We start from the raw sequence: 23,911 nt of genomic DNA, 5'->3' as shown, positions 1-23,911 counted from the left end.
TCCTTACTTGTTGTTTTGTGTGTTTACTCTAGTAACGTATCGAGAATTTTCTCGATCTTTTCATTTTTCTTTATCACTGGATGAGCGTATACCTTTCCTTGGCAGATAACGGTAGATACATTGCGCAATACCTTGAGATCTTCCAACGGATTTTTGTCCAAGATCAACATATCGGCTGACTTACCGATTTCCAGGGTTCCCGTCTGGTCTGCTATTCCAAGAACCTTGGCGTTTTGCTCGGTCGCAATATGAATGGTCTGCTTGTTATCCGTACCAATATAGGAGTGGAAGTAGCAGAGCTCCCGCCACATATTGTATTGCATGGCAAACGGACAGGAAGCATCAGTTCCCATCCCTACCAGAACCCCGTTTGCCAGGGCCTTCTTGGTTCCTTCCACAATATTGTCAAAAACAACCTTTGAGTTGAAGACGGCCATATCGTTGAGCAAGGTCAGCTCAGGTGACAATCGACAAAGTGGAAGTGCAGGGGAAAGCGTGCAATTGAAGGCTACATTTCGTTTCTTGTAATCTGCTACCATCTGGTCAGTCAGTTCCGACCCATGTTCAATGGTGTCGACCCCGCCTGCAAGGGCTATCTTGACCCCTTCTTGACTCTCTGTATGGCTGGCAACACGTAAGCCAAGTTCATGGACTTTATCGCAAACTGCTATCGTCTGCTGTTCATTCATCCTGACTATTCCCGGCTCACCTTTTACTTTTGCATCCATGACACCCCCCGTTACACAGATCTTGATGAGATCAGGATGATGACGATAGACCTCCATTACCTGATCTTGGAGTTCTTGTGGAGTATCGCCGGTGATGGCAAAGGTTCCGGCCCCGTGTCCGTCATGCGTAGTGATGGCGAAGCCGGAGACGAGCAATCTGGGACCTATCTGGGTTCCAGCGTTTACTTCATCACGAATACGAATGTCGCTATAGAAGAAATCCCCGACCCCCCGTACGGTCGTGCATCCGGAAAATAATGCCGCACGCACACTTTTTCTTACCATTCCATGCAGGGTCCTTTGTCCGAGCTTGGTTTTTATGTACCCTATGAGTAATTTTTGGCTATTGCCTCCGCCAAGGCTCTTGGAGGGTTTTCCTGTCCCGAACAGATGGGCATGGGTGTTGATCAATCCCGGAATTACATATTTTGATGTACCGTCAATGACTGTATACCCTTCCTGAATTTTGGCTTCCTTAGTGATTTCGGAAATTGTGCCATCGACAAAATAGATATTCACAGCCGATTCAAGGTCACTCTCGGCCTGTCCATTGTACATTGAGCAATTCGTGATAACATATTTCATGTGCCAGTATCCTTTATCCTGCCAGTATAAGACAAGTGAAAGGAAAGGTACCAGGTTTTTTGATAAATTCTTCTGACTGGGACTTCCTCGCTTCTTTTCTTGACAGCATGACAGCTATATTGTAGCGTATTTAAAATTGCTTCTGGCAAATACTTGGAAGGAATGATCGGAAATGACAATACAAACAGCACACCCAATGAAAGGATCTGTATTGGAGGAAGTGAAAGCCTTCCTGCTTGTAAATGGACTTACCTTTGAAGGTCTTCCTGCATTTTCCTGCATGCTTCGCGATGATGAGGAAAAGTTGATCGGGACCGGTTCGCTCGACGGGAAGGTTCTCAAGTACATCGCCATTGCGAAGACTAATCAGGGAGAAGGCTTGCTTGCCCAGATAATGACTACCTTGGTAACGCAGGCCTTTGCAAATGGCCATACCCATCTTTTCATTTTTACCAAACCAAGCAACCTGATATTGTTTCAGCCCTTTGGTTTTTTTCCTATCGGGGAAACTTCCCAGGTTCTGTTGATGGAAAACCGCAAGGATGGTATTTCTCACTATATAAAGTCACTTGAAAGAGAAACGGAAGAGTTCCTGCAAAACAGGAAGCTATCTTTATCAGGGGAGATTGGGGTAATAGTGGTGAACTGCAACCCCTTTACCTATGGCCATCGATATCTGTTGGAGTATGCTGCAAGACAATGCAGTTTGCTACATGTCTTTGTTGTTTCCAGTGACAAGAGCGCATTTCCCTCGGCCGTTCGCCTGGCTTTGGTCAAAGAAGGCACCAAGGACATGATCAATGTCCTGGTACATGAGGCAAGTGATTATCTGGTATCCTCAGCAACCTTTCCTGCCTATTTCCTGAAGGATAAAAATAAGGCTGGTTCCGTGAATTGTGAATTGGATATTGCAATTTTCTTGCGTTATATCGTACCTGCGTTGAAGATCAATCGTCGTTTTGTCGGGACGGAACCCCTTTGCAATACTACCGAGGCCTATAATCGTCAAATGGAACAAATGCTTGGGCAACAAGGGATCGAATTCACCGAAGTGGCCCGCAAGCAAATAGGGGAAGTGCCGATAAGCGCATCGTTGGTTCGTAGCCTTATGGCTCAGGGAAAATTTGAGGAACTGAAAGCCTTGGTGCCGAAGAGTACCTATGATTTTATCAGATCAGAGGCAGGTCAGGCGATTGCCGATCAATTGCTGATGGAGAAGGTATAACCCTTTCCCCAGATTGTCTGGAGATATTTTGGCAACTTGGGATTGTCCTCGATTTTGTTCCGCAGGCGGTTGATATACACCATTATTGCATTGTCATCCACAATGGAATCTCCCCAAGCCTGTTCATACAGGGCCTCCTTGGAAAATACCTGTCCGGGATGTTCCAAAAAGAGCTTTATGATGATGAGTTCTTTTGCGGAAAGAAATATTTCTTCCTCATTCTTGTAAAAACGCATTGATTTGTTATCGAGAAGGAAGGGGCCCAGCGTGGTACCTGAATCTTCAGTGCCATGGGCTTGTTTATCCCTTCGTATCAAGGCTTTGATTTTTGCCCCGAGGACAATCGGATTGAAAGGTTTATGAATGTAATTATCAGCCCCGAGATCCAAGCCATAGAGGGTGTCATAATCCTCGGTTTTTCCGCTTATGATAATTACAGGGGTTTTTATTCCCAGATAGCGTATCTTTTTCAGCACCTGAAAACCATCAATGCCGGGAAGCATGATATCAAGCAATACCAATTGGAATGTCGTTTCCTTCAAGAGCTTCAGGGCTTCTTCCCCATTGTTTGCAGTCACGGGAGTCAAATCATTGCAAGAAATGACCTTGGTCATTAACTTACGTATTGAGGCATCATCATCAATTATAAGCACCTTATCAGGCATCGGTAAATTCCTCTTTTTTCTTCTTGGCTCTCTAGTATACGTGATATACTTCCGCTTAACAACAAATTTAGGAGTTCACGGTGCCTGTGGAAACAACGATAAAGAAAGAAACCAAGGGAAGATTTCTCCTGATGGTACTGGCTTTGACAATTGTCGTTGCCGTAATACTTCTTATGACCAGTATATTCCAGCAATACTCGACAATCGTCATCGAAACCAGCAAGACCAAGCAAATGACGATCGTAAAGAATATTGCAGAGGCCTTGAAAACGGAGATAAACCAAACTAAACAGGGATTGTTTTTCTTTGTGGACTCAGGCGATTTCAAGGATGCCCTCTCTTCCTTGACTGACGATCATATTGAATGGCCCTTGAATCGCTTGGCGTTATCATACAGCGTCTATAACTCACAAATCATTGAGAATATGATCATCTATACTGATTCTGTGGATAATCCCCTTTGGCGATTGAAGCAAAAGAACTATTCCTATCTGAGCACTGTAAGCAATGACGAGTTTTCAAAAATTGATCTTTGGCTGGGGGGAGCAGATAACCATGATTGTTTTCTTTCCATAACCGTCCGGAATTCCCAAGGAATTACTGTCAGGGCAATGCTTGATCTCCAAATGATATATGAACGGCATGTTGCCCAGGTGAAACTAGGAGAAAAGGGCTATGCCTTGGTCAAGAACAGCGATGGTGTGGTAATCATGTATCATTTGCGGGAACAGATTGGTATAAATGCCGTGACAGAGCGGCAATCGTTGTACCCTGATGTCAAACTGGAGATGGATAGCCTCAAAAAAATGATAGAACACCAGAAGGAAGGAAAGGAAGGTGTCGATATCTACCAGTCCTATTGGTGGGATTCCAAGGCCCTGAAAAAAGTTACCAAGATGGCAGCTTATTGTCCTGTCATCATTGACAATGGGTTCTTGATTGTCAGTGCGGTGACGGATTACCAGGAAATTACCAATCAGGCAACGGGTGGAATGATCAAGGTGGTGCTTCTTACCCTACTTATTTGTCTTTTGCTGTTTGGTGTTGTGGTCGCCTTGCTGATGATGTTTCGGGAAAGAACCGAGATGGAACAGAGGAATGACTACCTCAACCAGTTGAACAAGACTCTGTTGACGTTACATGAAAATGAACAGATGATCTTTCATCAACAGCGCTTGCAAAGCATCGGGACAATGACCAGCGGCATTGCCCATGAGTTCAATAACCTCCTTACTCCAATAATGGGCTATTCCACGCTCATGACAGAGCAGATGGACGAATCGAATCCTTTTTACGATGATGCCAAGGAGATTCTTCTTGCCTCGGAAAAAGCCAAGGATATCATCCAACAAATATTATTCTTGGGAAGCCGTAATACGGAGACCGTATATACCTATACCAATGCTTTTGCACTTCTTAAGAAGACAGAGTCCATGCTGCGAGGAGTCCTTGCCCCAAATGTTACCTTGCAAATGCAGTTGGAGGATCATGAAAGTGGTTTTTTCTGCAATACCACCCAAATCTATCAGGTTTTGATGAATCTGGTTCTGAATGCGGAAGCGGCCTTGGGTGGAAAGGATGGTATTATCACTCTTGGGTATTCAGTGGTGAAGAAGGACGATATTGACTCCAAGGTATCCAAGAAGACTTGGGAGGAGTTTGATTCCCAAATTACAAGATATGGGCAGATTACCATATCCGACAATGGCTGTGGTATGGAGGCAGAGAATCTGGACAAGATCTTTGATCCTTTCTTTACCACGAAATCCTCAACCGGCGGTACAGGTCTTGGTCTTTCCATTGTCCAAAATATCATCACTTCCCATAAAGGTTCCATTTCAGTGGTTTCCGAATTGGGGAAAGGTTCCTGTTTTACCATTTTCCTGCCTTTGGCAGAGGCTTTCTCCTCTGAAACAGTTGATGAGGAAATCGCTAATTCTGCCTTGATTCCAAAGCATGGAAAGGTCAGGATATTGTTGGTTGACGATAATACCTCGGTTCTGAAAGTCCTGCAGAGAAGTCTGAGCAAGGAGCATGTCGAGGTGTATGCAACCGCGGATCCCCTGGACGCTTTCTCCATATTGAAGAAAGAAAAATTCAACATTCTGGTTACCGATGATTATATGTCGGGAATGAATGGACTGAACTTGGCAATGAAGGCAAAACTGATGAGGCCTGATATGCCTATAATTATTTTGACAGGATTGCTCCGCAAGGAAATTGTAGAGGCCCAGCAGTCAAAGATCATTCATTCGTATTTGATCAAACCGGTATCGTTTGATGAACTTATGCGCTGTATCCTGAGAGCCATCGAACCAAGTCTTAATAAAGATTAAGAACTGATTAATTTTCCAGTAAGAATTACCTTCTATACTAAAATAGTAAGCGTTGTTTGAGACAACGTTGCTACATTTTTAGGAGGTTTCTTCATGAAAAAGAGTTGTATTGTTTTGCTTTGTCTCTTGATGGCCGTGCCGTTTGCCCTGTTTGCAAATGGTAGCAGCGAAACAGCCAATACCGAAAAACAAGTTGCATACCCAAAAGGGAATTTGGATTTTGTTGCACCAGCGGGTGCCGGTGGTGGTTGGGATTTGACGATTCGTACCGTAGCCAAAGCTCTTGGTGATACCAAGTTGGTGACAGTTCCGATGCCGGTTCGCAATGCTCCGGGAGCTGGTGGCGCCGTTCATCTTGGAACCTTGCAGACCAAGAAGGGTGATGACAAGACGATTACCGTCTATTCACCTCCCATTATTTTCTTCAATCTGAATGGAACTTCCAAATATGGTTTCCGCAATACTACTCCCCTGGCTCGTTTGATTGCAGACTATGCCGCTTTTGTAGTCAAGGCCGATTCCCCGTATAAATCCATCATGGATGTCATGGATGCCCTGAAGAAGGATCCCAAGTCAGTAAAGATCGGTGGTACTTCCTCCGCTGGTTCCATGGACCATATCCAGTTCTTGATCATGGCTCGCGCAGCTGGGGTCAAGGATCTTAATAAGATTGACTACATTGCTTTCGACAGTGATGGTGCAACCCAGGTATTGGGCGGACATATCGATTTGTTCTCCACCAGTCTTGGCGATGTCATGGGTCTGGTAAAAAGCGGGGACCTGCGAGTTTTGGCCCAGACCGCTGACAAGAGAATCGGAACTGGTGCCGAGGCCGAGATTCCTACCTGTATCGAAGCAGGGATCAATGAGACTTTCCAAAACTGGCGTGGTCTGTTCGGTAGCCCGGATATGCCCGACTATGCAGTTGCCTATTGGGAAGATACCCTTGCAAAACTGGTAAAGACTCCAGAATGGCAAGCTGCCTTGACCAAATACGGCTGGGATAATGTCTATCTCAACGGTGCTGACTTTACCAAGTTCCTGGAAAAGACAGAGAGCGATTATGCGGTGATCCTGAAAGAAATTGGAATGATCTGATAGGCCTTGTATACGTGCTCTGGCCTGATTATGGCCAGGGCATACTTTTCCCCCGGAGGAAACAATGAATGTTTCAATGATTATGTCAATTGTCGTAACGATGATTGGCTTTGTATATTCGTTATCTGCGTTTCTTTTGCCAAACGCCAAAATAGGACTTCCCTATGAACCGAAGATTTTTCCCGCGATATTGGGAATAGCCTTGCTGGTGCTGGGAACTATTCTCATTATCCAGGAGATCAAGGAACGGGCAAGGGCTGTAGATAAGACGGAGCACGCCGTCTTCTTTGGACGAGAGCAAAAAGACATTGTACTGACTTTATGCAATGGTTTTGTGTATGCCTTGCTGTTTGACCGAATTGGGTATGTCTTTGCAACCATCATATTCCTGAATTTCCAGTTGTTTGTGTTCCGGGGTGTAAAGGCCTGGAAAAATTCGGCTCTGGTTTCTGTTATTTTCTCGGTTGTTGCCTTCATCCTGTTCAATTCGTTGATGGGTGTTTATCTGCCCAAGTCGCCCCTAGGGTTTGTATAAGGAAATAGGATATGAATAGTTTTCAATTATTGCTGCAAGGCTTTGGCGTTGCATCCCAACCATTGTACATCCTCTGTGTTACCATTGGAGGTATCCTTGGTACCGTTGTCGGAATGTTACCTGGGCTTGGTCCTGCAACTGGGGTTGCGATCCTGTTGCCTCTGACTTTCACCATGGGGCCGGTTCCCGCTCTTATCATGATGTGCGGAGTATATTACGGGGCAATGTATGGCGGTTCCCGTGCCTCGATTCTCATAAACACTCCCGGAGATGGGGCAGCCATTGCAGCAACCTTTGACGGGTATCCCATGAGTTTGAACGGAAGGGCCGAGGCTGCCTTGGCAATCTCTGCGATTGCCTCCTTTATCGGCGGTACCATATCAACCGTTCTCATTGCCTTCCTTGCCCTTCCTGTCTCACGTTTTGCCTTGAAATTCGGATCTGCCGAATATTTTCTGCTGTATGTGTTTGCCTTGAGTGCCACGGCCTCCATGTCGGAAGGCAAGAAGCTCAAGGGCTTTATCTCCATGCTTCTGGGGCTGATGATCTCTACCGTGGGAATTGACCCGCAGTCGGGAGTGAATAGATTTACCCTGGGTATACTGGAACTGCAAGGTGGCATTGATTTTCTGATAGTCATCATTGCCGTATTTGCCTTTGGGGAGGTTCTCAAGAGTTTCAGGAACATTACCGAAGGGAAAAAGAAGATGCAGACCAAATTCGGTCGTATCTGGATCAGCAGGGAAGATTGGAAACGTTCTGTCTGGCCAATTCTGAGAAGTGCTCCCCTTGGATTCTTCATCGGGGTTCTGCCCGGAGCAGGGGCGACCATTGCTTCTTTGATGGCCTATAGCAATGAAAAACGCTTTTCCAAGCATCCGGAGGAGTTTGGTCATGGTGCCGTTGAAGGTGTGGCAGCCCCGGAATCAGCGAACAACGCTGCGTCAGTCGGTGCCTTGATTCCCATGCTTGCCCTCGGGGTTCCCGGTTCAGGGACGACAGCGGTAATGATGGGAGCCATGCTTATGCTCGGCTTGCAACCAGGACCTGCTCTTTTCCAGCAACAGAGCAATATTGTATGGGCAATCATTGCCAGTATGTTCATTGGAAACATCATCCTTGCCGTTATCAATATTCCTTTGGCGGGTTTGCTCGTACGGGTTCTTGCAGTTCCTCCCAAGGTACTGTATCCGATCGTGCTTGGCCTTACCTTTGTAGGAACCTATGCGATTGCATCATCGACGGCTAGCTTCTATATGTTGCTCGTGTTCGGTATCTTTGGATTCCTCTTGTCCAAGGCAAAGTTTCCCATGAGTCCTTTCGTCCTGGCTGTTATTGTCGGGACCAACATGGAACAGTATTTCAGAAGGGCCTATAAAATTTCCAATGGTAGTTTCAAGATTTTCGCAAACTCAACCGTTTGTCAGATCTTGCTTGTCCTTATTGTGGGTTCTTTCCTGCTTCCTGTAATCCAAAAAATCTGGAAGGCAAGAAAATTGAAATCAAGTGCAACAAAGATCTCATGATACTGGTTCAAGTAATTTTTGAAAGGCTTGTTGATTAAGGAGTCGAGGTAATGAATGTAGTTAAGACAGGTATGGCAGGGACCTTGGAATCGAGTGACATAATGGTCACTGTCTCCAATGGTACGCTTGAAGGAATAGTGATTCACTTGACCAGTTCCGTTTCCAAGCAGTTTGGAAAGCAGATCAAGGATGTCATCAGGGACTGTGCCAGGAAACTGGGTGTTACCACTGCCGAGATAACAGCGGTTGACCAAGGGGCCTTGGATTGTGTTATCAAGGCCAGGGTGGAAACTGCTCTTTATCGCGCTTGTGATTCACATGATTTCAAGTGGGAGGTATGAAGATGGAAGATCGATTGAGGCGAACCATGATGTTTGTTCCGGGAAACAATCCGGGGATGATCAAGGATGCCTATATTTATAATTGCGACAGTATCATGTTCGATCTCGAGGATAGTGTCTCCTATGCAGAAAAAGATGCCGCACGAAGTCTGGTTTTTCATGCCCTGACTACAATTGATTATGGCGAAAAAGAACTTGTCGTACGGGTGAATGCCTTGAATACTCCCACAGGGATTGCTGACCTTGAGGCCATGGTCCGTGCCAAGGTCAATGTCATTCGTCTTCCCAAGACCGAGACTGCCGAGGATATTGTTTTTTGCGACCGGCAGGTAGCGCGCATCGAAAAAGAGATTGGCATGGAAATAGGTACTACCAAGTTGATGGCAGCTGTCGAGAGTGCCGAGGGAGTGCTCAACGCCCCTGCCATCGCAAAGGCCAGTACCCGGCTTATCGGAATTGCCTTGGGAGCAGAGGACTATGTCACCGATCTCAAGACAAACCGTTCCCCCGAGGGCATTGAATTGTTGTTTGCCCGATGCATGATCTTGCAGGCAGCCCGTTCAGCGGGCATTGCAGCTTTGGACACCGTCTATACCGATGTGAACAACGAAGAGGGGTTGATTGCCGAGGCCAAGCTTATCAAGCAACTGGGCTTTGATGGAAAATCCGTGATCAATCCCAGGCAAATCCAACCGATCATCGATATTTTCACTCCATCCGAGAAAGAGATCCAAAAGTCATTGGCAATTATGGAAGCCATCGAGGAAGCACATAGACGTGGTTCAGGGGTTATTGCCCTCAATGGCAAGATGATCGATCGTCCTATCGTACTTCGGGCCGAACGAGTGATCAATCTCGCCAAAGCCGCAAAGATTCTTAAATAGGAGACCTGGCATGAAAAAAATAGATATCAAGGATATTCCCTTCCTTTCCCAGTTGGAAAATGTTGCCGAATCCTATACTGATGAACACGCACGCAAGGAATTGAAGACCTGTCATGAGCGGGAATTGAGTGAAAACAAGATTGTCCCTTCCTTGGAGGAGGCCATTCGCCTCTCTGGCTTGAAGGATGGAATGACCATTTCGTTCCATCATCATTTCAGAAATGGTGACTTTGTAATCAATATGGTCATGGATACCATAGCAAAGATGGGATTCAAGGATTTGGTCTTGGCCCCCAGTTCCTTGATCGATATCCACAAACCTTTGATAGAACATATCAAGAACGGAGTTGTGCGAAGAATTGAAACCAGTGGTATCCGAGGGGAACTCGCCGAAGAAATTTCTCGGGGCCTGATGGATATTCCCGTAGTATTTCGTTCGCATGGAGGGCGTGCCGCGGTCATTGAATCGGGCCAGCTTCCCATAGATGTCGCCTTTCTGGGAGCTCCTTCCTGTGATCCGTTTGGCAATGCCAATGGGTATTCCCGCGATAATGACAAAGGAGTCATCTGTGGTTCCCTGGGCTATGCCAAACTCGATGCCCAGTATGCTAAGAAAGTCATCATCCTAACCGATAACATTGTACCGTTTCCCAATGTACCTTTTGGAATCCCCGAGTCCGATGTCGATTTCGTCGTTGAGGTGGATGCCATAGGAGATCCCAATGGCATCATGAGTGGTTCCACCCGGTTCACGACGAATCCCAAGGAATTGATGATTGCCCAGAGAGTGGCAGAGGTAATCGAGGCGACGGATTTCTTTCGCAATGGTTTTTCCATCCAGATGGGTTCCGGTGGAGCCAGCTTGGCAACGGTGCGGTTTTTGAAGGAGAAAATGATCAAGGCGAACATCAAGGCGAGTTTTGCCTTGGGAGGCATAACAGGCCAGATCGTGCAATTGCATGAGGAAGGTTTGATCAAGAAAATCCTTGATGTACAGTCCTTTGATTTGCAGGCGGCCCGATCGCTTAAGGATAACCGGTTTCACCAACAGATTTCAGCTTCCTACTATGCAAGTCCCAACAATACTGGATCAGCGGTAAACCAGCTGGATTTTGTAATTCTTTCCGCTCTTGAGGTTGACACGAATTTCAATATCAATGTCCTAACCGGTTCGGATGGAGTGATTCGCGGGGCTATAGGGGGGCATAGCGATACTGCCTCGGGAGCCTCGGTTTCCATCATTACCTGTCCACTTACTCGTGGACGCATTGCTACGATAGTCGACCAGGTGAATACCATTGTTACCCCGGGCAAGACGATTGATATTGTCGTGACTGACCAGGGAGTGGCTGTAAATCCCCTACGACCGGATTTGATCAGGATGCTTTCTACTGCCGGCCTGGAAATGTGTACTATCGAACAATTGCGGGAAAAGGCCCGAAGAATAGTAGGGGATTCCACCCCTATTGCCTATACCGATAAAGTTGTTGGGGTGGTTACCTATCGTGATGGTTCGGTCATCGACTTGATTTATCAGGTAAAAGACGAGATAGAGGAGTAACTATGGTTTCGCTACAGGATATTCTCCAGGCAAGAGAAGAGAGGGTTTTCTTGCAACTGTCGCTGATCAGGGAAAACAAGACCCCTCTGGTTTCCTGTACGATGAATATCCCTGGCTCGGAAAAGAACTCCCTGTTGATCCAGACTTGTTTCAATGAAGGGATGGGGGAATTGGCCAACAAGTTTTGGCCGGTTCTCCATTTGGTCCTTACACGGACAAGAATGACGGGTCCTGAGGCTTATTTTCTGGTCCTTGGTGATACGGATCTTATGAATCTGAAACGGAAACTGATCAGTTTTGAGGAGACATATGCCATTGGACGTTGGTTTGACCTGGATCTCAAGGACTCTGAGGGCTTGGCTATTTCACGGTCAACTGTGGGACTTAAAGAGCGTTCTTGTCTTCTTTGCGACCAAAGTGCCAAGGAATGTGGCAGGAGCAGGAAGCATAGTAGTGAAGAACTTTATGACTTTACCAAAAAAAGTCTGGAAACTTTTATCAAAAAGGCAACCTGATGGAAATAGAAGCCTATCTTGCAACAAAAGCCCTGCTTGAAGAAGTGGGAACCACGCCCAAGCCAGGATTGGTCGACCGTTTCCATAACGGGGGACATACCGATATGGATTACCATACCTTTGTTGCAAGTGCGACTGCCCTCGAGCCGTTTTTTTCCCAAATGGCAGAAGTCGGGGGAGCTTGGACAAATTCACTCCAGACGCTATTTTCAAAAGTCCGGGCTATAGGGGTTGGGGCAGAGCAGGCCATGCTGGTCGCCACAGGGGGCGTAAATACCCATAAAGGATTGCTTTTCAGCGCAGGGCTCCTTTGTTCTGTCTCAGCCTATGCAAAAAGAAACTATCATAGTACAGATCCTTTTTTGTTGTGTTCGCTTGTTGCGGACATGACGTTTCTGACCCTTGAAGATGAATTTGCAAGAATCGGGGAAAAGACAAAAAAAACCCATGGGGAAGAGTTGTTTTCTCGATATGGTATTCGTGGTATTCGTGGTGAAGTCCAGCAAGGTTTTCCCTCGGTACGTCTCTATGGCCTTCCTGTGTATGCAAACTATCTGGCAGAAGGTGTGGATCCGAATCTGGCAAGGATTCAGACGCTGCTTAATTTGATGGCTCAGGTACAGGACACCAATATTCTCTATCGACATGATGAAAAAACGTTGGCTCAGGTCCAGGCTTCTTCGCAAAGGATTTTAGCTGAGGGCGGGATGTTCTCCAGCAAGGGGAGACACTTGTTCTCTCTTTTGGACACTGAGCTTTCCTCCAAAAAGATAAGTCCGGGAGGATGTGCCGATTTGCTGGGAATTACGATACTCCTGCATGACCTGCAAGTCCTGGATATGCAGGGCGAAGGGAATATGGCCACCTTTGCCTCCTATGGAATTCTGGAAGCCTGATAGGAATCAAGGAAATTCTTGATTCTTGATACCTAAGTTCCTATACTCCTTGTCAGGAGCATTTTATGCAAGAACTTATAAAACCACCTTCCTTGTGTGCAGGTGATACCATTGCCACCGTAAGTCTTTCTTGGGGTGGGGCAGGTGACGAAGCGTTCCTGTGGCGCTACAACCTGGGTAAAGCCCGGCTTGAACATCAGTTTGGCTTACATGTCATTGAAATGGAGAATACCCTCAAGGGTTCAGAATATCTCTATGCCCATCCAGAGAAACGAGCCCGGGATTTGATGCAGGCTTTTGAGAATCCCGATGTAAAGGGTGTTTTTTCTTGCATTGGGGGAGATGAGAGCATACGGATGCTACCCTATATTGATTTTGAAGTTCTTGCACACAACCCAAAGATTTTTCTTGGGTATTCTGACTCGACCATTACCCATCTGTTATGCTTCAAGGCAGGTCTTTCAAGCTTTTATGGTCCTTCCGTACTGGCAGAATTTGCCGAGAATGTACGTGTCTTTGAGTATACTTCCCGCTTTATGAAGAAAGTGCTGTTTTCATCTGACCCTATCGGGTTTATCGAACCTTGCAAGGAATGGACAGATGAATACCTTGTCTGGACAACGGAGAATGAGTTTCGTTCCAAGAAGATGCAGAAAAATAAACCATATCGACTCCTTCAGGGAAAAGGTTTGGCGCGGGGGCCTCTGTTCGGAGGGTGTCTTGATGTCCTGGAAATGGCAAAGGGAAGCTCCCTTTGGCCTGAAGTTTCTTCTTTGGAAGGTGCAATCCTATTCTTTGAGACCTCTGAGAATACGGTTGCTCCCAGTCTGTTTGAAGCGTGGTTGAGAAACTATGGAACCTTGGGCATTCTCCAGAGGGCAAGGGGCATTGTTTTCGGAAAACCCTATCAAGGGCTCTATCAAAAAGAGTATGAGATGGCGATATCCAAGGTTCTCTCAGAAGTATCCTTGGAGGATTTGCCTGTATTCTGCAACCTGTCATTTGGCCATAACGAGCCCATGTGTACCTTGCCCTATGGAGCAATGGCTGAGATGGATTGCGAAAACATGACCTTTCGTATCCTGGACTCCGGGGTGAACTGATTCGGCATTCAGAAAGATTGCTTGTTGCAAGAGGCAGTTGTCCGTGACTTCTTTATTCTTGATAGGAACAGGTAGATGCAACTCATGGCAATGCCAAGCTGGATTACCTCATACCAGGTTCCTATGGGGCCGGAGGATTGTATCAGGGGCAAGGAAGGGAGGGAGGAATGTTCATAGTTGCAAATCAGGGCTATGAACAAATTGTTTGCTACATGGATGCCCAAAGAGACTTCAAACCCTCCGGAGAGAAGACTGAGATAGGTACCGGCAAAACCAAACAAAAGATAATAGGCGAGGACTGCAATCTTGCTGCTTCCAAAGGCAAGTTCCTGGTTGGAAAGATGCGGCAGGCAGAAAAATAAGGCACTTACCCCACTGATCAGCAGTATCTGTTTCTGTTTTTGCGGGAGCCTGCCTCTACTGAAGATCCTTACGGGAAGACACCGTAACAAGAATTCTTCACTGCTTGTCTGCAGGGGAGTGACAAGCAAGACAAGAGGCAGGAGCAAGAATTTCTGTCCCATATCCTGGAACAGATACTGATAGTCTTTGGGTCTGGTTACCAAGCCGATGCAAAGAAATACAAGACAGATAGAGCCATATAGAATGCTGATTTTCAAGAATAGCGGGAAATCGAAGGTGTCTTTGTCCGTTGCGAGCTTTTTCAGGGTGGTCTTCAAAAGAAGTCTGGATGAGACAAGCAGGCCCAGGGCCATGGCAAAAAAAGGGCTGTTTGCCAGCAGATATTGCTTTGCCGGTTCCCAGAAGGAATAGTGTGCAATTCCTTGGACAAGGATTGGACCCAAGTCAAGCCAGAAAAGGACAGTCAGGACAAACGATAACATTGCAGCGATCATTGAGAAACCGGAAGAGCCCTGTAAAAAGGTATTATTTTTTTCTTGATTGTTCCCAAGCATATCTAATGGTACACAGAAACGTGTTATACTGCAATCTATGGAACAGATCAAACGCACCTATGTCAGCAAGGCGTTCGACGAAGGGTATACCTGTGTATTCCCCAATGAGGTTTCAGCACGTTTTTATTTGGTGGATTATGCACTGCACTCTTGTAAAAAAGCAATTCTGCAAGATCGGGCAATCTCCTTTGACACCTTCCGTGCAAGGTTTCTTCCCCACCATGAAAATGAACTGCCCTCCAATACGGTCGTAAGGGAACTTTTTGTTGCTCGCTTGCTCAGGGAACCTCACGGGCTCTCCTATTTTATAAATCAGGAATACCCTGAGGCCAATGGCCGGTTTTCACGATACATTGCTTCCCTGCTTCCGTTGTTGCAGAAGGCCATAGAGGAAGACTCACTTGCCTTGATGCCTCGGCAAATGCAGAGTGATGTACTGATTCTCTATCATGAATATTCCCAATTCCTTGCGACCCATGGTTATTTCGAACCAAATTACGAGAAACCTTCCCTGTCTTATGAACCAGAAAACAGGGGAGAAATCAAGTATAGAATTCTCTTTTTTGAAACTATCGGGGAGGCTAGGTCACTTTGGGAAACCTTGGGATCCCCGGCTTGGATTACTTTTGGTGAAACTCCCTCGCTACCGCAATATCCTGCCAAGCTCGAGGTATTCGGAAATTTCATGCAAGAATTGCATGCTACCTTGCGTAGGATACGGAATCTACTTGCCGAGGGTATTCCTGCACGGGATATTGTCATTGGTTGTGCTTCACCCTCAACGATGTTGCCTTCCCTCGAACAAGAGGCTTGGCTCTATGATATCCCGCTTTCCGTAAGTGAAGGCAAATCGCCGTTGCTTTATCCCAGTGGACGCTTTCTTTCCAGGTTGAAGACGGTGGATGACGAAACTTTCAGTCTTGAGAGCATGAAGGCTTTGCTTCTCGATACAGGATTCCCTTGGAGGGACCTGACGACGCAAAGAAACCTCATTGCCTCAGCAGTGAAATCGGCAGTGGTCCAAGGTTCCTTACGGGGAGCGGATCAATGGCAGGAACAAATACAGGACTTCTCCCTGATAAAATGGTACAAGGATTTCAAGAGAAGTGTACATGATCTCTGTGCTTCCTCCGATATCGACGAGTTGAGAAGGAAACTCAACCATTTTCAGGATACCTATTTCATCGATTCCCAGTGGACAGGAACCGAAGGGGAAGATGTATATTCGTTTTGCCTCGATGCAATGGAAAATATCAAGACTGCGATGAAAGGCTGCGAGGTGAAATCGTATCCCGGTATATTTACGTTTCTCTTGAATAACCTCGATAGCAAGCTCTATGTCCCTCAACAAAAAAAGGAAGGCGTCGCAGTCTATGCCTGGCCCCTTACTGCAACTCTTGGACCAAAATACCATTTTGTGCTTTCCCTGGACCATGAGAGCAGCCAATGCATAGACAAGCCCTTGGCTCTTCTTCCCAGGACGGTGGAAGGCAAACTCAGGAAGGAGATTGATACTACGGAGGCAAATTTTCGCTCTGCGATGCTCGGTGGTGGTCAGGTATTTCTCTCCTGTCATACAAGTAGCTATGAAGGCGAGGTCTTGCCTCCTTCATTTTTTATCGAGCGGGATTTGGTATGCCAAAAACGAGATGCCATCAAGGAATTGGGCGATCCTTTTGAGAGTGAGAATTTGCTTTGGGGGGGACAGTTGATTCAGGCAAAGGCTACAAAACTGCAATCACACTGGTTTGACCGGGCTCTCAAGACCGTGTTGGCACCGCGACAGGATGATTTTACCCGTAAACCTGTTCCTCTTTCTTGTGTTCCTGCCTTAAAACAGAACGTTGGGGAAGTTTTTGTATTGCAAATTTCTCCCACCAGTCTGGACCTGTTTCTCAGATGTCCCTATGCCTGGGCATGCAAATACCTCTACAAGGCCGATCAAATGGATTTTCAAGTTCCTGCCATAGACCATAGGGCCATCGGTTCCTTGTTGCATAGCATCTATGAAGAGTTCTTTTCAACCATAGAATATTTTGATCCCATGAAAAAAGAGCTCTATCGGAAGCAACTTCTTGCAATCTTTGATAGTCAATTGCTATCATTTTTCGGGGAAAATGGTCCTAATCCTCCTACGCGAGCCTGGATAGTAAGCGAATATAGACAAGCTTGCACCGCGATACTTGATCAGGAAGAAGCCCTGTTTGCGGATTGCAAGTCCGTTGGCTTTGAACAGACGCTTCGCTATACCACTGATTCCTATTCCCTGTATGGACGGATCGACAGGATCATCTCACTGGATTTTCCCCAAGGAAAACAGTATGCGGTCATTGACTACAAGAAAGGCGAGGCTCCCTATACCAAGATTACCGATCCTCTTGCTTCCTACCAGCTTCCTGTGTATCGAATGCTCGTGGGAAAGGAACTGGGGGGGGAAGTGGTAAATGCCTCGTATTTCAGTGTCAAGAAAGGTATGTATTCTGTGATCTGGAATGAAGAAGATACAGACATCATGCGTTTTTGTGATGAGGAGTTGGAAAAACGGTTGTTTGAAATTGTCAATGCTGTCAATGAAGGGCATTTTGAGGCTACGCCTTCCAAGGAACACTGCAAGACCTGTGTTTACCGGCAAATTTGCCGAAGGAGGTATGCAACCCGATGATTACATTTGAGCAAGTACTTGCCGAAACAAAGAGGAAACTGGATGAAAATCAGCTTAAGGCAGTCAATTGTGACACCAACTGCGTAGTCTCTGCCGGAGCCGGTTCGGGAAAAACTACGGTATTGTCGTATAGGTTCTTGCGATTGGTCCTCCAAAAGAAAGCAAATTGTGATCAAATCCTTACGCTCACCTTTACCAGAAAAGCCGCGAAGGAGATGCATGAACGCATCCATGCCCAGTTGCTTCAGTACAAGGATGATGAATATGTAGCTTCCCAGTTGGCTCTGTTTCCCGAAGCAGTTATATCCACCTTGGATAGTTTCTGTTCAACCATCGTCCGGTGTGATTGTACCCGTTATGGCATTGCCACGGATTTTTCCATCGATGAGGAGACAAACAAGAAGAATGCCAGGTTATGTGCCCAAGGTCTCATGGAGGAATCGAATTTCAGTGAAGGGGCAAGAATATTGGCAGAACTTTACAATCCGGAACAATTGATTGAAGAGGTTTTGGTTCCCCTGGCAATAACGCAGTATTATTTGCCCAATACAATCGACGAACACCTTACGAGCTCTATTCTTGCATCTGTCAGAAAAAGCTTTGAGGATACCCTCAAGGCTTGCATTGATCTTCTAAAACGGTACAAATTGTTTACAGCCACTACAAAGGCCGTTCAAAGTGCCCAACAAGCTGCACAAAGCCTCTTGCCCCAGCTCGAGGTCGTCTCTGATCCTGAATCATTGTTTTCTCTTTTGGGGAGCAACCAGTACTTCTGGACGAAACCCGGTAAAGGAAGTGGCGAGGATTTTGACTTCCTCAAGGAGACCACGGACGAGTATAAATCCTTGCGAAAACGATTATGCATTGCCTTGTCGGTCCTGACAAATGAATCAGCCTTGCAGGCGGTCCTGACCTTTCTTGGTGACTATCAGCTCTCCTTCCAAAAAGAGAAAAGAAAGTCAGGAATCCTTACTTTTGCAGATGTTTCTTCCTTGGCTGTGGATATCTTGACAGTAAACTCTTCCTTGCGGTCCTATTTCAAGGAAAAATTTCGCTATATCATGATTGATGAATTCCAGGATAACAACCAACAGCAGAAGGATTTGCTGTACTTGTTATCTGAAAGGAAAGACCTTTTTGGTGTCGGGGTGCCTACCTATGGCGATGTGCAATCTGACAAGTTGTTTTTTGTTGGCGATGAGAAACAGTCAATTTATAGGTTCAGGGGTTCCGATGTACGTGTCTTCAAGCAATTGAGCACAGAACTTGTCCAGAATGGAGGAGTTTCCCTCTCGCTTTCCACCAATTACCGAAGTGAACCGACGTTGATTTCCTTGTTCAATTCGCTGTTTCCCTCGGTGATGCAAAACCAGGGTGAATCGTACGAGGCAGATTTCTCGGCATTGGGAAGCAGGACGGGTAAGGAAGGCATTGATCCTACCTGCACGCTTTGGGTAAAACCTTTCCAGGATGGAAATGAGCTTTCCGACCAAGAGGAGTTAGCCCAGGAAGCTGATGCCGAAGCCAATGCCGTGGCCTCTCTCATGGAGGTTATGCTCCATTCCGATGAGTATCTCATTCCCTCAGAAAATGGCCCAAGACGGCCAAAACCTGAGGATATTGCCTTGTTGATGCGCTCCACAGGCAATCAATTGAGTTTTGAGAAAGCCCTACGCAGATACGGCATACCGTATACTTTGCAGACAGCACGGTCCTTGATGCTTGAAGCTCCTGCCAATGATCTGTATAACCTTTTACAGCTTACCTTATATCCCAATGATCGGCTTGCCTATCTTGGTACCTTGCGCTCACCTTTTTGCAATATTTCCGATCTGGGAATCATTTCCTTATTGGAAGAGTATGGGCAATCCCAGGTTCCCTTTAACCAGAGTGGGAGCTTGTCAGGAGAGGATGCCACACGTTTTGCAAGTGCAAGTCTTTTCTTCCTCGAATTGAAAGAATATGTAAAGACAAAGAGTCTCAGCGATATTGTCATGTTTCTCTGGTATGAAAGTGGCTATAGGCTAGCCTTGGTCACCCATGAGGAAAAACAAGTCTATCTTGAGCACTATACCTTTCTCCATCGGTTGGCCCAGATAAAAGAGAAACAGGAGTTTTCCCTTTCTCGTTTCCTGGATTTTATACGAGAGAATCTTGGGCAAAATGAGCGACTGGATGATCTGGATGTCATTAAGGAACAGTCTGAAGGTGTCCAGATCATGTCAATCCACAAGTCAAAGGGGTTGGAATTCCCTATTGTCTTCATCGGCAGCGCCGGGACAAAACTTCCCTCCAGGGGTTCTGCCTTTTCTTCCTTCAAGGGAACGCTTATTCCAGGGTTCATGAAAACCTCTTTCTACGAAACGGAAAAGAAATCGTGTACGGTCCGGGGACTTTCTGATCTTTTTGAGGATGATGATGAAAAGCGGAAAGAAAAAGCTGAGATGAAACGACTTTTATATGTTGCTTTCACTCGGGCCGAAACCCATTTGGTAATGAGTGGATGTTTTAATCGGAGTAACCGGAATACAGGGAAGGAAGAAGGAGCAAACAACCTGCTGCTTATGGTTTGCAACAGTCTGGGAGTCGATATCGATACCCTCGAGAGTCCCGACCGATTCGTAGCTGTCCGAAAAATAGAAGACCTTCCCGAGAGGAATCTCTATGGTAAAAGAAACGACGATTCCCTTTTCGATACCGAACTCTTTGTCCAAAGAAAGAGTTGGTATGAAAATCCTCTTGGATCAATTGACCTTACTCCTCTTAGGTATGGTGTAACCGCCATCCTTGGGGCGCACGTTGGATTGGAAGAGGAACAAAATAGACTATCTGCACTGCCAAGTGATTTGCTGTTCAAGCGAATTGTTGATAAAGAAGACAAGGAGCATTTACTTAAGGCTCCTTATTCTCCTGCTGCTGACTTCGGGACCTTGACCCATATTCTATGCGAGAAACGCCTTCTCAAAGAAAAAATAAAGGATCCTTTGCTGTTGATTCCCCCTTCCTTGGCCAAGAGACTTGATGCAAGGGAAAAGAAACAAGTCGTTGCCGATGCTCTTTTACTTTGCGAAAACTTTTTGGAAAGCGACCTATATAGGCAATATGTCCTTGGAAAAACTTATACCTGTGAGGTAAAATTCTTTTGTGCGGTAGATTATGAAGGAAGGGAAGTCGTAGTTGAAGGTTCCATCGATTTATTGGTGGAAACGGAACAAGAGATGTTGGTCATTGATTTCAAGACTGATCAATACCGAAATCCTGAAGTTCATGAAAGGCAGATCAGGATGTATTTGCAAGCTGTCGAACGAATCTATGGGAAACCGGCCCGAGGATGTGTTACGTTTTTGCGTACCTGCACAGAAGAGATTTGGTGGACCGGATTGAAGGAGTAATGATGCGAATAGCGTATGAAGTGATGAAAAAGGAATTTGAGAGAGTTTTGAAAAAGCATGGTATGGGAGAAGCTGAAACAGTCCGTTGCGCAAGCTTGTTTGCCCAGACAAGCCTGGATGGCGTATATAGCCATGGTCTGAATCGCTTTCCCGTATTCATTGACTATATTGAAAGGGGCGTTGTCAAGGTTGGTGCCAAGAGCTCCTTGGAAGGATGTTTTGGTTGTCTTGAACGATGGAATGGAAACGAGGGACCGGGGAATCTGAATGCCTATGCTGCCATGGAACGGGCAATAGCACTGGCCAAGGATACTACCATCGGTTGTGTTGCATTATCCAATACGAACCATTGGATGCGTGCCGGTTCCTATGGCTTGCTTGCCGCCCAATCCGATTGCATAGGTATCCTATGGACCAATACCATGCCGAATATGCCACCTTGGGGTGGAAAGGAACCTTTGTTGGGAAACAATCCCCTGGTGTTGGCCATTCCCCATGGCGATAGTCCTGTCCTAGTTGATATTGCCATGTCGATGTTTTCCTACGGAAAAATGATGAACTACAGGAGGGAAGGAAAGGAACTTCCTTTTGACGGTGGCTTTGACGAGGAAGGCAATTGTACGAGAGACCCTGCGGCAATTCTCAAGACCCTGAGGCCTCTTCCCATCGGATACTGGAAAGGCTCGGGACTCTCTCTTGCCCTGGATTTGATTGCTGCGACGCTTTCTGGAGGTTTGACAACCCATGAGGTAGGAAAAATTTCGGTGGAGGCCACGGTCTCCCAGGTATTCTTGGCTATAAATCTTGCAAGCCTTCCAGATCGCAAAGCTATCGAGGCAAAAATTGAGGAGACCTTGCGTGCGTTGAAGGAATCAGAACCGGTCGAAGGGGGCTCTGCCGTACACTTTCCTGGGGAGGGAACAAAAAAAACCAGGGAAGAGAACTTGAAAGAGGGCATTCCCGTTGATGAGGATATCTGGAAAAAGGTTTGTCAATTATAATCAAGATCTGATTTGATTGTGCTGAAATAAAAAGGGAGTCACCGATTTTTGTCGGTAGCTCCCTTTCTTCGTCATTGCCTTGATTCTCAATACGTTCCGTACAAGGGTCCAAAGGTCTGGCAAGCGCGGAAATCGGCACCTTCCTTATCCATGCCCATCATTGACCAAGCACTCGGTCTGAATATCTCTTGGTCCGGGACGTTATGCATGCATACAGGAATGCGAAGCATTGAGCAAAGGGTGATCATATCAGCCCCGATATGCCCATAACTGATTGCCCCATGGTTTGCACCCCAGTTGGCCATGACAGAATACACATCCTTGAACGGACCGTCCTTGCCATCCGTGCGTGGAACAAACCAAGTAGTCGGCCAAGTCTGGTCAGTTCGCTTGTTGATGATGTCAAAGACCTTTTCGGGTACTTCACAGGTCCACCCTTCGGCAATCTGCAATACAGGTCCCAATCCCTTGACCGTATTTACGCGAACCATGGTCACCGGCATTCCGCCTTCACTGAGGAAGGTCGAACTGAATCCGCCGCCCCTGAAGTATCCGCAGTTTGCTGCACTGAAACGCGTGTTATCCAAGGTGTTGGCTACATCTTCACTGGTAATGTCCCAGAAATGCTTCATCTCGCTTTCACCCTTGGCATTCTTCATCTTGCCTGCAGCGTCGAGTGTTGTTGCACCACTGTTGATCAAGTGGATGAATCCTTCCTTGGCAAGACCTTCTGGTTTCCATCCGGTTACTCGTTCAATGGCATTCGGGCTCCAATAGGTCCGTACATCACTGAAGATTGTGGCACGGTTGGTCAGAAGTTTACCAAAGAGCATGCCGATACCGTTGAGGAAATCATTCTCGGTAGCCATTACATAGGGTTCCCGAATTCCGTTCCAGTCAAAGGAAGTGCAGAGCATGGTTTCCATGAAGTCGCCATTTGGCCAATGATCAGTCCATTGTCTCTGTCCCTGGAAACCGGAAAACAGTGCATTGTGACCAAGCGATTCTTCACCGAACCCGATTTTTGCGAGTTTCTGGTTCCCGATCATCAAGTCCCGGCCGATCATGACCATCTTGGTACAGTATTCCCAATCAGTCTTCAGCTGGTCCTCAGTCCTCCGGTATTTTTCTTCATTTACCGTATCTTTGGGCTGGATGCAATTTTCTTTTACCCATTTGATAGCTCTTTCAAACTCTTCGTGGTCATAGATTCCCTCGACAATCCTACGTTCGATCTCGCACATGTCGATGGCTTCGGTGCGCATGCCCAGATAGTCCTGAAGTAGGTCCTGGTCAACGATGGAGCCGGCAATACCCATGGCACAGCCACCGATGGACAGATAGCTTTTTTCTCTCATGGTTGCCACTGCAATTCCGGCGCGGGCAAATCTCAGGATTTTTTCCGATACATCATCAGGGATGGAGGTGTCATTGCTATCCTGGACATCCCGGCCATAGATACCAAAGGCAGGAAGTCCTTTTTGGGTATGGGCAGCCAGCACGGCGGCCAAATATACGGCACCAGGTCGTTCCGTGCCATTGAATCCCCAAACAGCTTTTACTGTCATGGGATTCATATCAAAAGTTTCTGTCCCATAGCACCAGCAAGGGGTGACGGTGAGGGTTATGGCAACCCCTTCCTTTTCAAATTTTGCAGCGCAGTCCGCATTCTCACGGACGCCTCCGATAGTAGTGTCTGCAATGACGCATTCAACTGGCTTACCATTGGAATACTTGACGTTATCGCTGATAAGTTTGGCAGCTGATTTTGCCATATTCATTGTCTGGACTTCGAGTGATTCCCGAACTCCCCGTTGCCTTCCATCGATAACTGGTCGTATTCCGATCTTGGGAAAGGAGCCTGCATATCGATTTTCCGGTCCGATGGATTTAATTTCAGAAACATTTGCCATACTGAACCTCCTTGGTATATCATGAGCT

18 protein-coding genes are annotated in these 23,911 nt (G+C 46.4%); 14 read left to right on the top strand and 4 right to left on the bottom strand.

The genetic code is table 11. From position 1 onward, the window contains the following. Positions 1 to 23: 23 nt before the first annotated feature. A complete protein-coding gene (locus tag ACHZBG_RS11070) occupies positions 24 to 1,313 on the bottom strand; it encodes an amidohydrolase family protein (RefSeq protein ID WP_320129518.1) in 1,290 nt (429 codons plus the stop codon). Between the two features lie 172 nt (positions 1,314 to 1,485). On the opposite strand from ACHZBG_RS11070, the gene citC reads away from it, so the two are divergent. Continuing rightward, the gene (citC, locus tag ACHZBG_RS11065) at positions 1,486 to 2,538 is read left to right on the top strand and encodes a [citrate (pro-3S)-lyase] ligase (protein ID WP_320129517.1); all 1,053 of its coding nucleotides are present in this window, start codon (positions 1,486 to 1,488) and stop codon (positions 2,536 to 2,538) included. Here citC and ACHZBG_RS11060 read toward each other — a convergent pair. Continuing rightward, complete coding sequence (locus ACHZBG_RS11060; RefSeq protein WP_320129516.1) at positions 2,514 to 3,203, bottom strand: response regulator transcription factor; 690 nt, start codon at positions 3,201 to 3,203, stop codon at positions 2,514 to 2,516. The genes citC and ACHZBG_RS11060 overlap by 25 nt on opposite strands. 80 nt (positions 3,204 to 3,283) lie before the next feature. Here ACHZBG_RS11060 and ACHZBG_RS11055 point away from each other — a divergent pair, with 80 nt between their 5' ends. The 10 genes from ACHZBG_RS11055 to ACHZBG_RS11010 all read left to right on the top strand — a co-directional run bounded on the left by ACHZBG_RS11055 (position 3,284) and on the right by ACHZBG_RS11010 (position 13,998). Continuing rightward, on the top strand, positions 3,284 to 5,539 hold the full coding sequence (locus ACHZBG_RS11055) for an ATP-binding protein (protein ID WP_320129515.1): 2,256 nt from the start codon (positions 3,284 to 3,286) through the stop codon (positions 5,537 to 5,539). Between the two features lie 93 nt (positions 5,540 to 5,632). After that, entirely contained in the window at positions 5,633 to 6,637 is a 1,005-nt protein-coding gene (locus tag ACHZBG_RS11050; RefSeq protein WP_320129514.1) for a tripartite tricarboxylate transporter substrate binding protein, read from the top strand. A gap of 64 nt (positions 6,638 to 6,701) precedes the next feature. Continuing rightward, positions 6,702 to 7,172 (top strand): tripartite tricarboxylate transporter TctB family protein, encoded by a 471-nt coding sequence (locus ACHZBG_RS11045; protein WP_320129513.1) that lies wholly within the window; start codon positions 6,702 to 6,704, stop codon positions 7,170 to 7,172. An 11-nt stretch (positions 7,173 to 7,183) separates the two neighbouring features. Then, the gene (locus tag ACHZBG_RS11040) at positions 7,184 to 8,698 is read left to right on the top strand and encodes a tripartite tricarboxylate transporter permease (RefSeq protein WP_320129512.1); all 1,515 of its coding nucleotides are present in this window, start codon (positions 7,184 to 7,186) and stop codon (positions 8,696 to 8,698) included. Positions 8,699 to 8,748: 50 nt separating this feature from the next. After that, on the top strand, positions 8,749 to 9,039 hold the full coding sequence (citD, locus tag ACHZBG_RS11035) for a citrate lyase acyl carrier protein (RefSeq protein ID WP_320129511.1): 291 nt from the start codon (positions 8,749 to 8,751) through the stop codon (positions 9,037 to 9,039). 2 nt (positions 9,040 to 9,041) lie between these two features. Next, on the top strand, positions 9,042 to 9,923 hold the full coding sequence (gene citE / locus ACHZBG_RS11030) for a citrate (pro-3S)-lyase subunit beta (protein ID WP_320129510.1): 882 nt from the start codon (positions 9,042 to 9,044) through the stop codon (positions 9,921 to 9,923). A gap of 10 nt (positions 9,924 to 9,933) precedes the next feature. Then, on the top strand, positions 9,934 to 11,484 hold the full coding sequence (gene citF, locus ACHZBG_RS11025) for a citrate lyase subunit alpha (RefSeq protein ID WP_320129509.1): 1,551 nt from the start codon (positions 9,934 to 9,936) through the stop codon (positions 11,482 to 11,484). Positions 11,485 to 11,486: 2 nt separating this feature from the next. Then, positions 11,487 to 11,999 (top strand): citrate lyase holo-[acyl-carrier protein] synthase, encoded by a 513-nt coding sequence (gene citX, locus ACHZBG_RS11020; RefSeq protein ID WP_320129508.1) that lies wholly within the window; start codon positions 11,487 to 11,489, stop codon positions 11,997 to 11,999. Next, positions 11,999 to 12,895: a triphosphoribosyl-dephospho-CoA synthase CitG gene (citG, locus tag ACHZBG_RS11015; protein WP_320129507.1), complete on the top strand. Its 897-nt coding sequence runs from the start codon at positions 11,999 to 12,001 to the stop codon at positions 12,893 to 12,895. The genes citX and citG overlap by 1 nt, the downstream gene beginning before the upstream one ends. A 65-nt stretch (positions 12,896 to 12,960) precedes the next feature. Continuing rightward, a complete protein-coding gene (locus ACHZBG_RS11010; protein ID WP_320129506.1) occupies positions 12,961 to 13,998 on the top strand; it encodes an LD-carboxypeptidase in 1,038 nt (345 codons plus the stop codon). Between the two features lie 8 nt (positions 13,999 to 14,006). Here ACHZBG_RS11010 and ACHZBG_RS11005 read toward each other — a convergent pair whose 3' ends face one another. Further along, positions 14,007 to 14,915, bottom strand: a complete 909-nt coding sequence (locus ACHZBG_RS11005) for a type II CAAX prenyl endopeptidase Rce1 family protein (protein WP_320129505.1) — start codon at positions 14,913 to 14,915, stop codon at positions 14,007 to 14,009. A gap of 37 nt (positions 14,916 to 14,952) precedes the next feature. On the opposite strand from ACHZBG_RS11005, the gene ACHZBG_RS11000 reads away from it, so the two are divergent. Genes ACHZBG_RS11000 through yiaK form a run of 3 tightly spaced genes read left to right on the top strand, consistent with a single transcriptional unit; the run spans position 14,953 to position 21,970 of the window. After that, the gene (locus tag ACHZBG_RS11000) at positions 14,953 to 17,577 is read left to right on the top strand and encodes a PD-(D/E)XK nuclease family protein (RefSeq protein ID WP_320129504.1); all 2,625 of its coding nucleotides are present in this window, start codon (positions 14,953 to 14,955) and stop codon (positions 17,575 to 17,577) included. Further along, positions 17,574 to 20,969 carry a UvrD-helicase domain-containing protein gene (locus tag ACHZBG_RS10995; RefSeq protein WP_320129503.1) on the top strand — a complete coding sequence of 1,132 codons (3,396 nt, stop codon included), beginning with the start codon at positions 17,574 to 17,576 and terminating at the stop codon, positions 20,967 to 20,969. The genes ACHZBG_RS11000 and ACHZBG_RS10995 overlap by 4 nt, the downstream gene beginning before the upstream one ends. After that, entirely contained in the window at positions 20,909 to 21,970 is a 1,062-nt protein-coding gene (yiaK, locus tag ACHZBG_RS10990; RefSeq protein ID WP_320129502.1) for a 3-dehydro-L-gulonate 2-dehydrogenase, read from the top strand. The genes ACHZBG_RS10995 and yiaK overlap by 61 nt, the downstream gene beginning before the upstream one ends. Before the next feature lie 86 nt (positions 21,971 to 22,056). Here the strand turns inward: yiaK and ACHZBG_RS10985 are convergent, their stop codons facing one another. Beyond that, a complete protein-coding gene (locus tag ACHZBG_RS10985; protein WP_320129501.1) occupies positions 22,057 to 23,883 on the bottom strand; it encodes an L-fucose isomerase in 1,827 nt (608 codons plus the stop codon). Between the last annotated feature and the right edge of the window lie 28 nt (positions 23,884 to 23,911).

The organism is uncultured Sphaerochaeta sp., assembly GCF_963676625.2.
Lineage (GTDB): Bacteria > Spirochaetota > Spirochaetia > Sphaerochaetales > Sphaerochaetaceae > Sphaerochaeta.
Note: the sequence above shows the minus strand (reverse complement) of the source record. Positions and strands in the feature narration are given on the sequence as shown.

Coding starts and splice junctions, on each gene's coding strand:
- ACHZBG_RS11070 (WP_320129518.1), bottom strand. CDS start 1,313: ATGAAATATGTTATCACGAATTGCTCAATGTACAATGGACAGGCCGAG.
- citC (WP_320129517.1), top strand. CDS start 1,486: ATGACAATACAAACAGCACACCCAATGAAAGGATCTGTATTGGAGGAA.
- ACHZBG_RS11060 (WP_320129516.1), bottom strand. CDS start 3,203: ATGCCTGATAAGGTGCTTATAATTGATGATGATGCCTCAATACGTAAG.
- ACHZBG_RS11050 (WP_320129514.1), top strand. CDS start 5,633: ATGAAAAAGAGTTGTATTGTTTTGCTTTGTCTCTTGATGGCCGTGCCG.
- ACHZBG_RS11045 (WP_320129513.1), top strand. CDS start 6,702: ATGAATGTTTCAATGATTATGTCAATTGTCGTAACGATGATTGGCTTT.
- ACHZBG_RS11040 (WP_320129512.1), top strand. CDS start 7,184: ATGAATAGTTTTCAATTATTGCTGCAAGGCTTTGGCGTTGCATCCCAA.
- citD (WP_320129511.1), top strand. CDS start 8,749: ATGAATGTAGTTAAGACAGGTATGGCAGGGACCTTGGAATCGAGTGAC.
- citE (WP_320129510.1), top strand. CDS start 9,042: ATGGAAGATCGATTGAGGCGAACCATGATGTTTGTTCCGGGAAACAAT.
- citF (WP_320129509.1), top strand. CDS start 9,934: ATGAAAAAAATAGATATCAAGGATATTCCCTTCCTTTCCCAGTTGGAA.
- citX (WP_320129508.1), top strand. CDS start 11,487: ATGGTTTCGCTACAGGATATTCTCCAGGCAAGAGAAGAGAGGGTTTTC.
- citG (WP_320129507.1), top strand. CDS start 11,999: ATGGAAATAGAAGCCTATCTTGCAACAAAAGCCCTGCTTGAAGAAGTG.
- ACHZBG_RS11010 (WP_320129506.1), top strand. CDS start 12,961: ATGCAAGAACTTATAAAACCACCTTCCTTGTGTGCAGGTGATACCATT.
- ACHZBG_RS11005 (WP_320129505.1), bottom strand. CDS start 14,915: ATGCTTGGGAACAATCAAGAAAAAAATAATACCTTTTTACAGGGCTCT.
- ACHZBG_RS11000 (WP_320129504.1), top strand. CDS start 14,953: ATGGAACAGATCAAACGCACCTATGTCAGCAAGGCGTTCGACGAAGGG.
- ACHZBG_RS10995 (WP_320129503.1), top strand. CDS start 17,574: ATGATTACATTTGAGCAAGTACTTGCCGAAACAAAGAGGAAACTGGAT.
- yiaK (WP_320129502.1), top strand. CDS start 20,909: ATGTGTTACGTTTTTGCGTACCTGCACAGAAGAGATTTGGTGGACCGG.
- ACHZBG_RS10985 (WP_320129501.1), bottom strand. CDS start 23,883: ATGGCAAATGTTTCTGAAATTAAATCCATCGGACCGGAAAATCGATAT.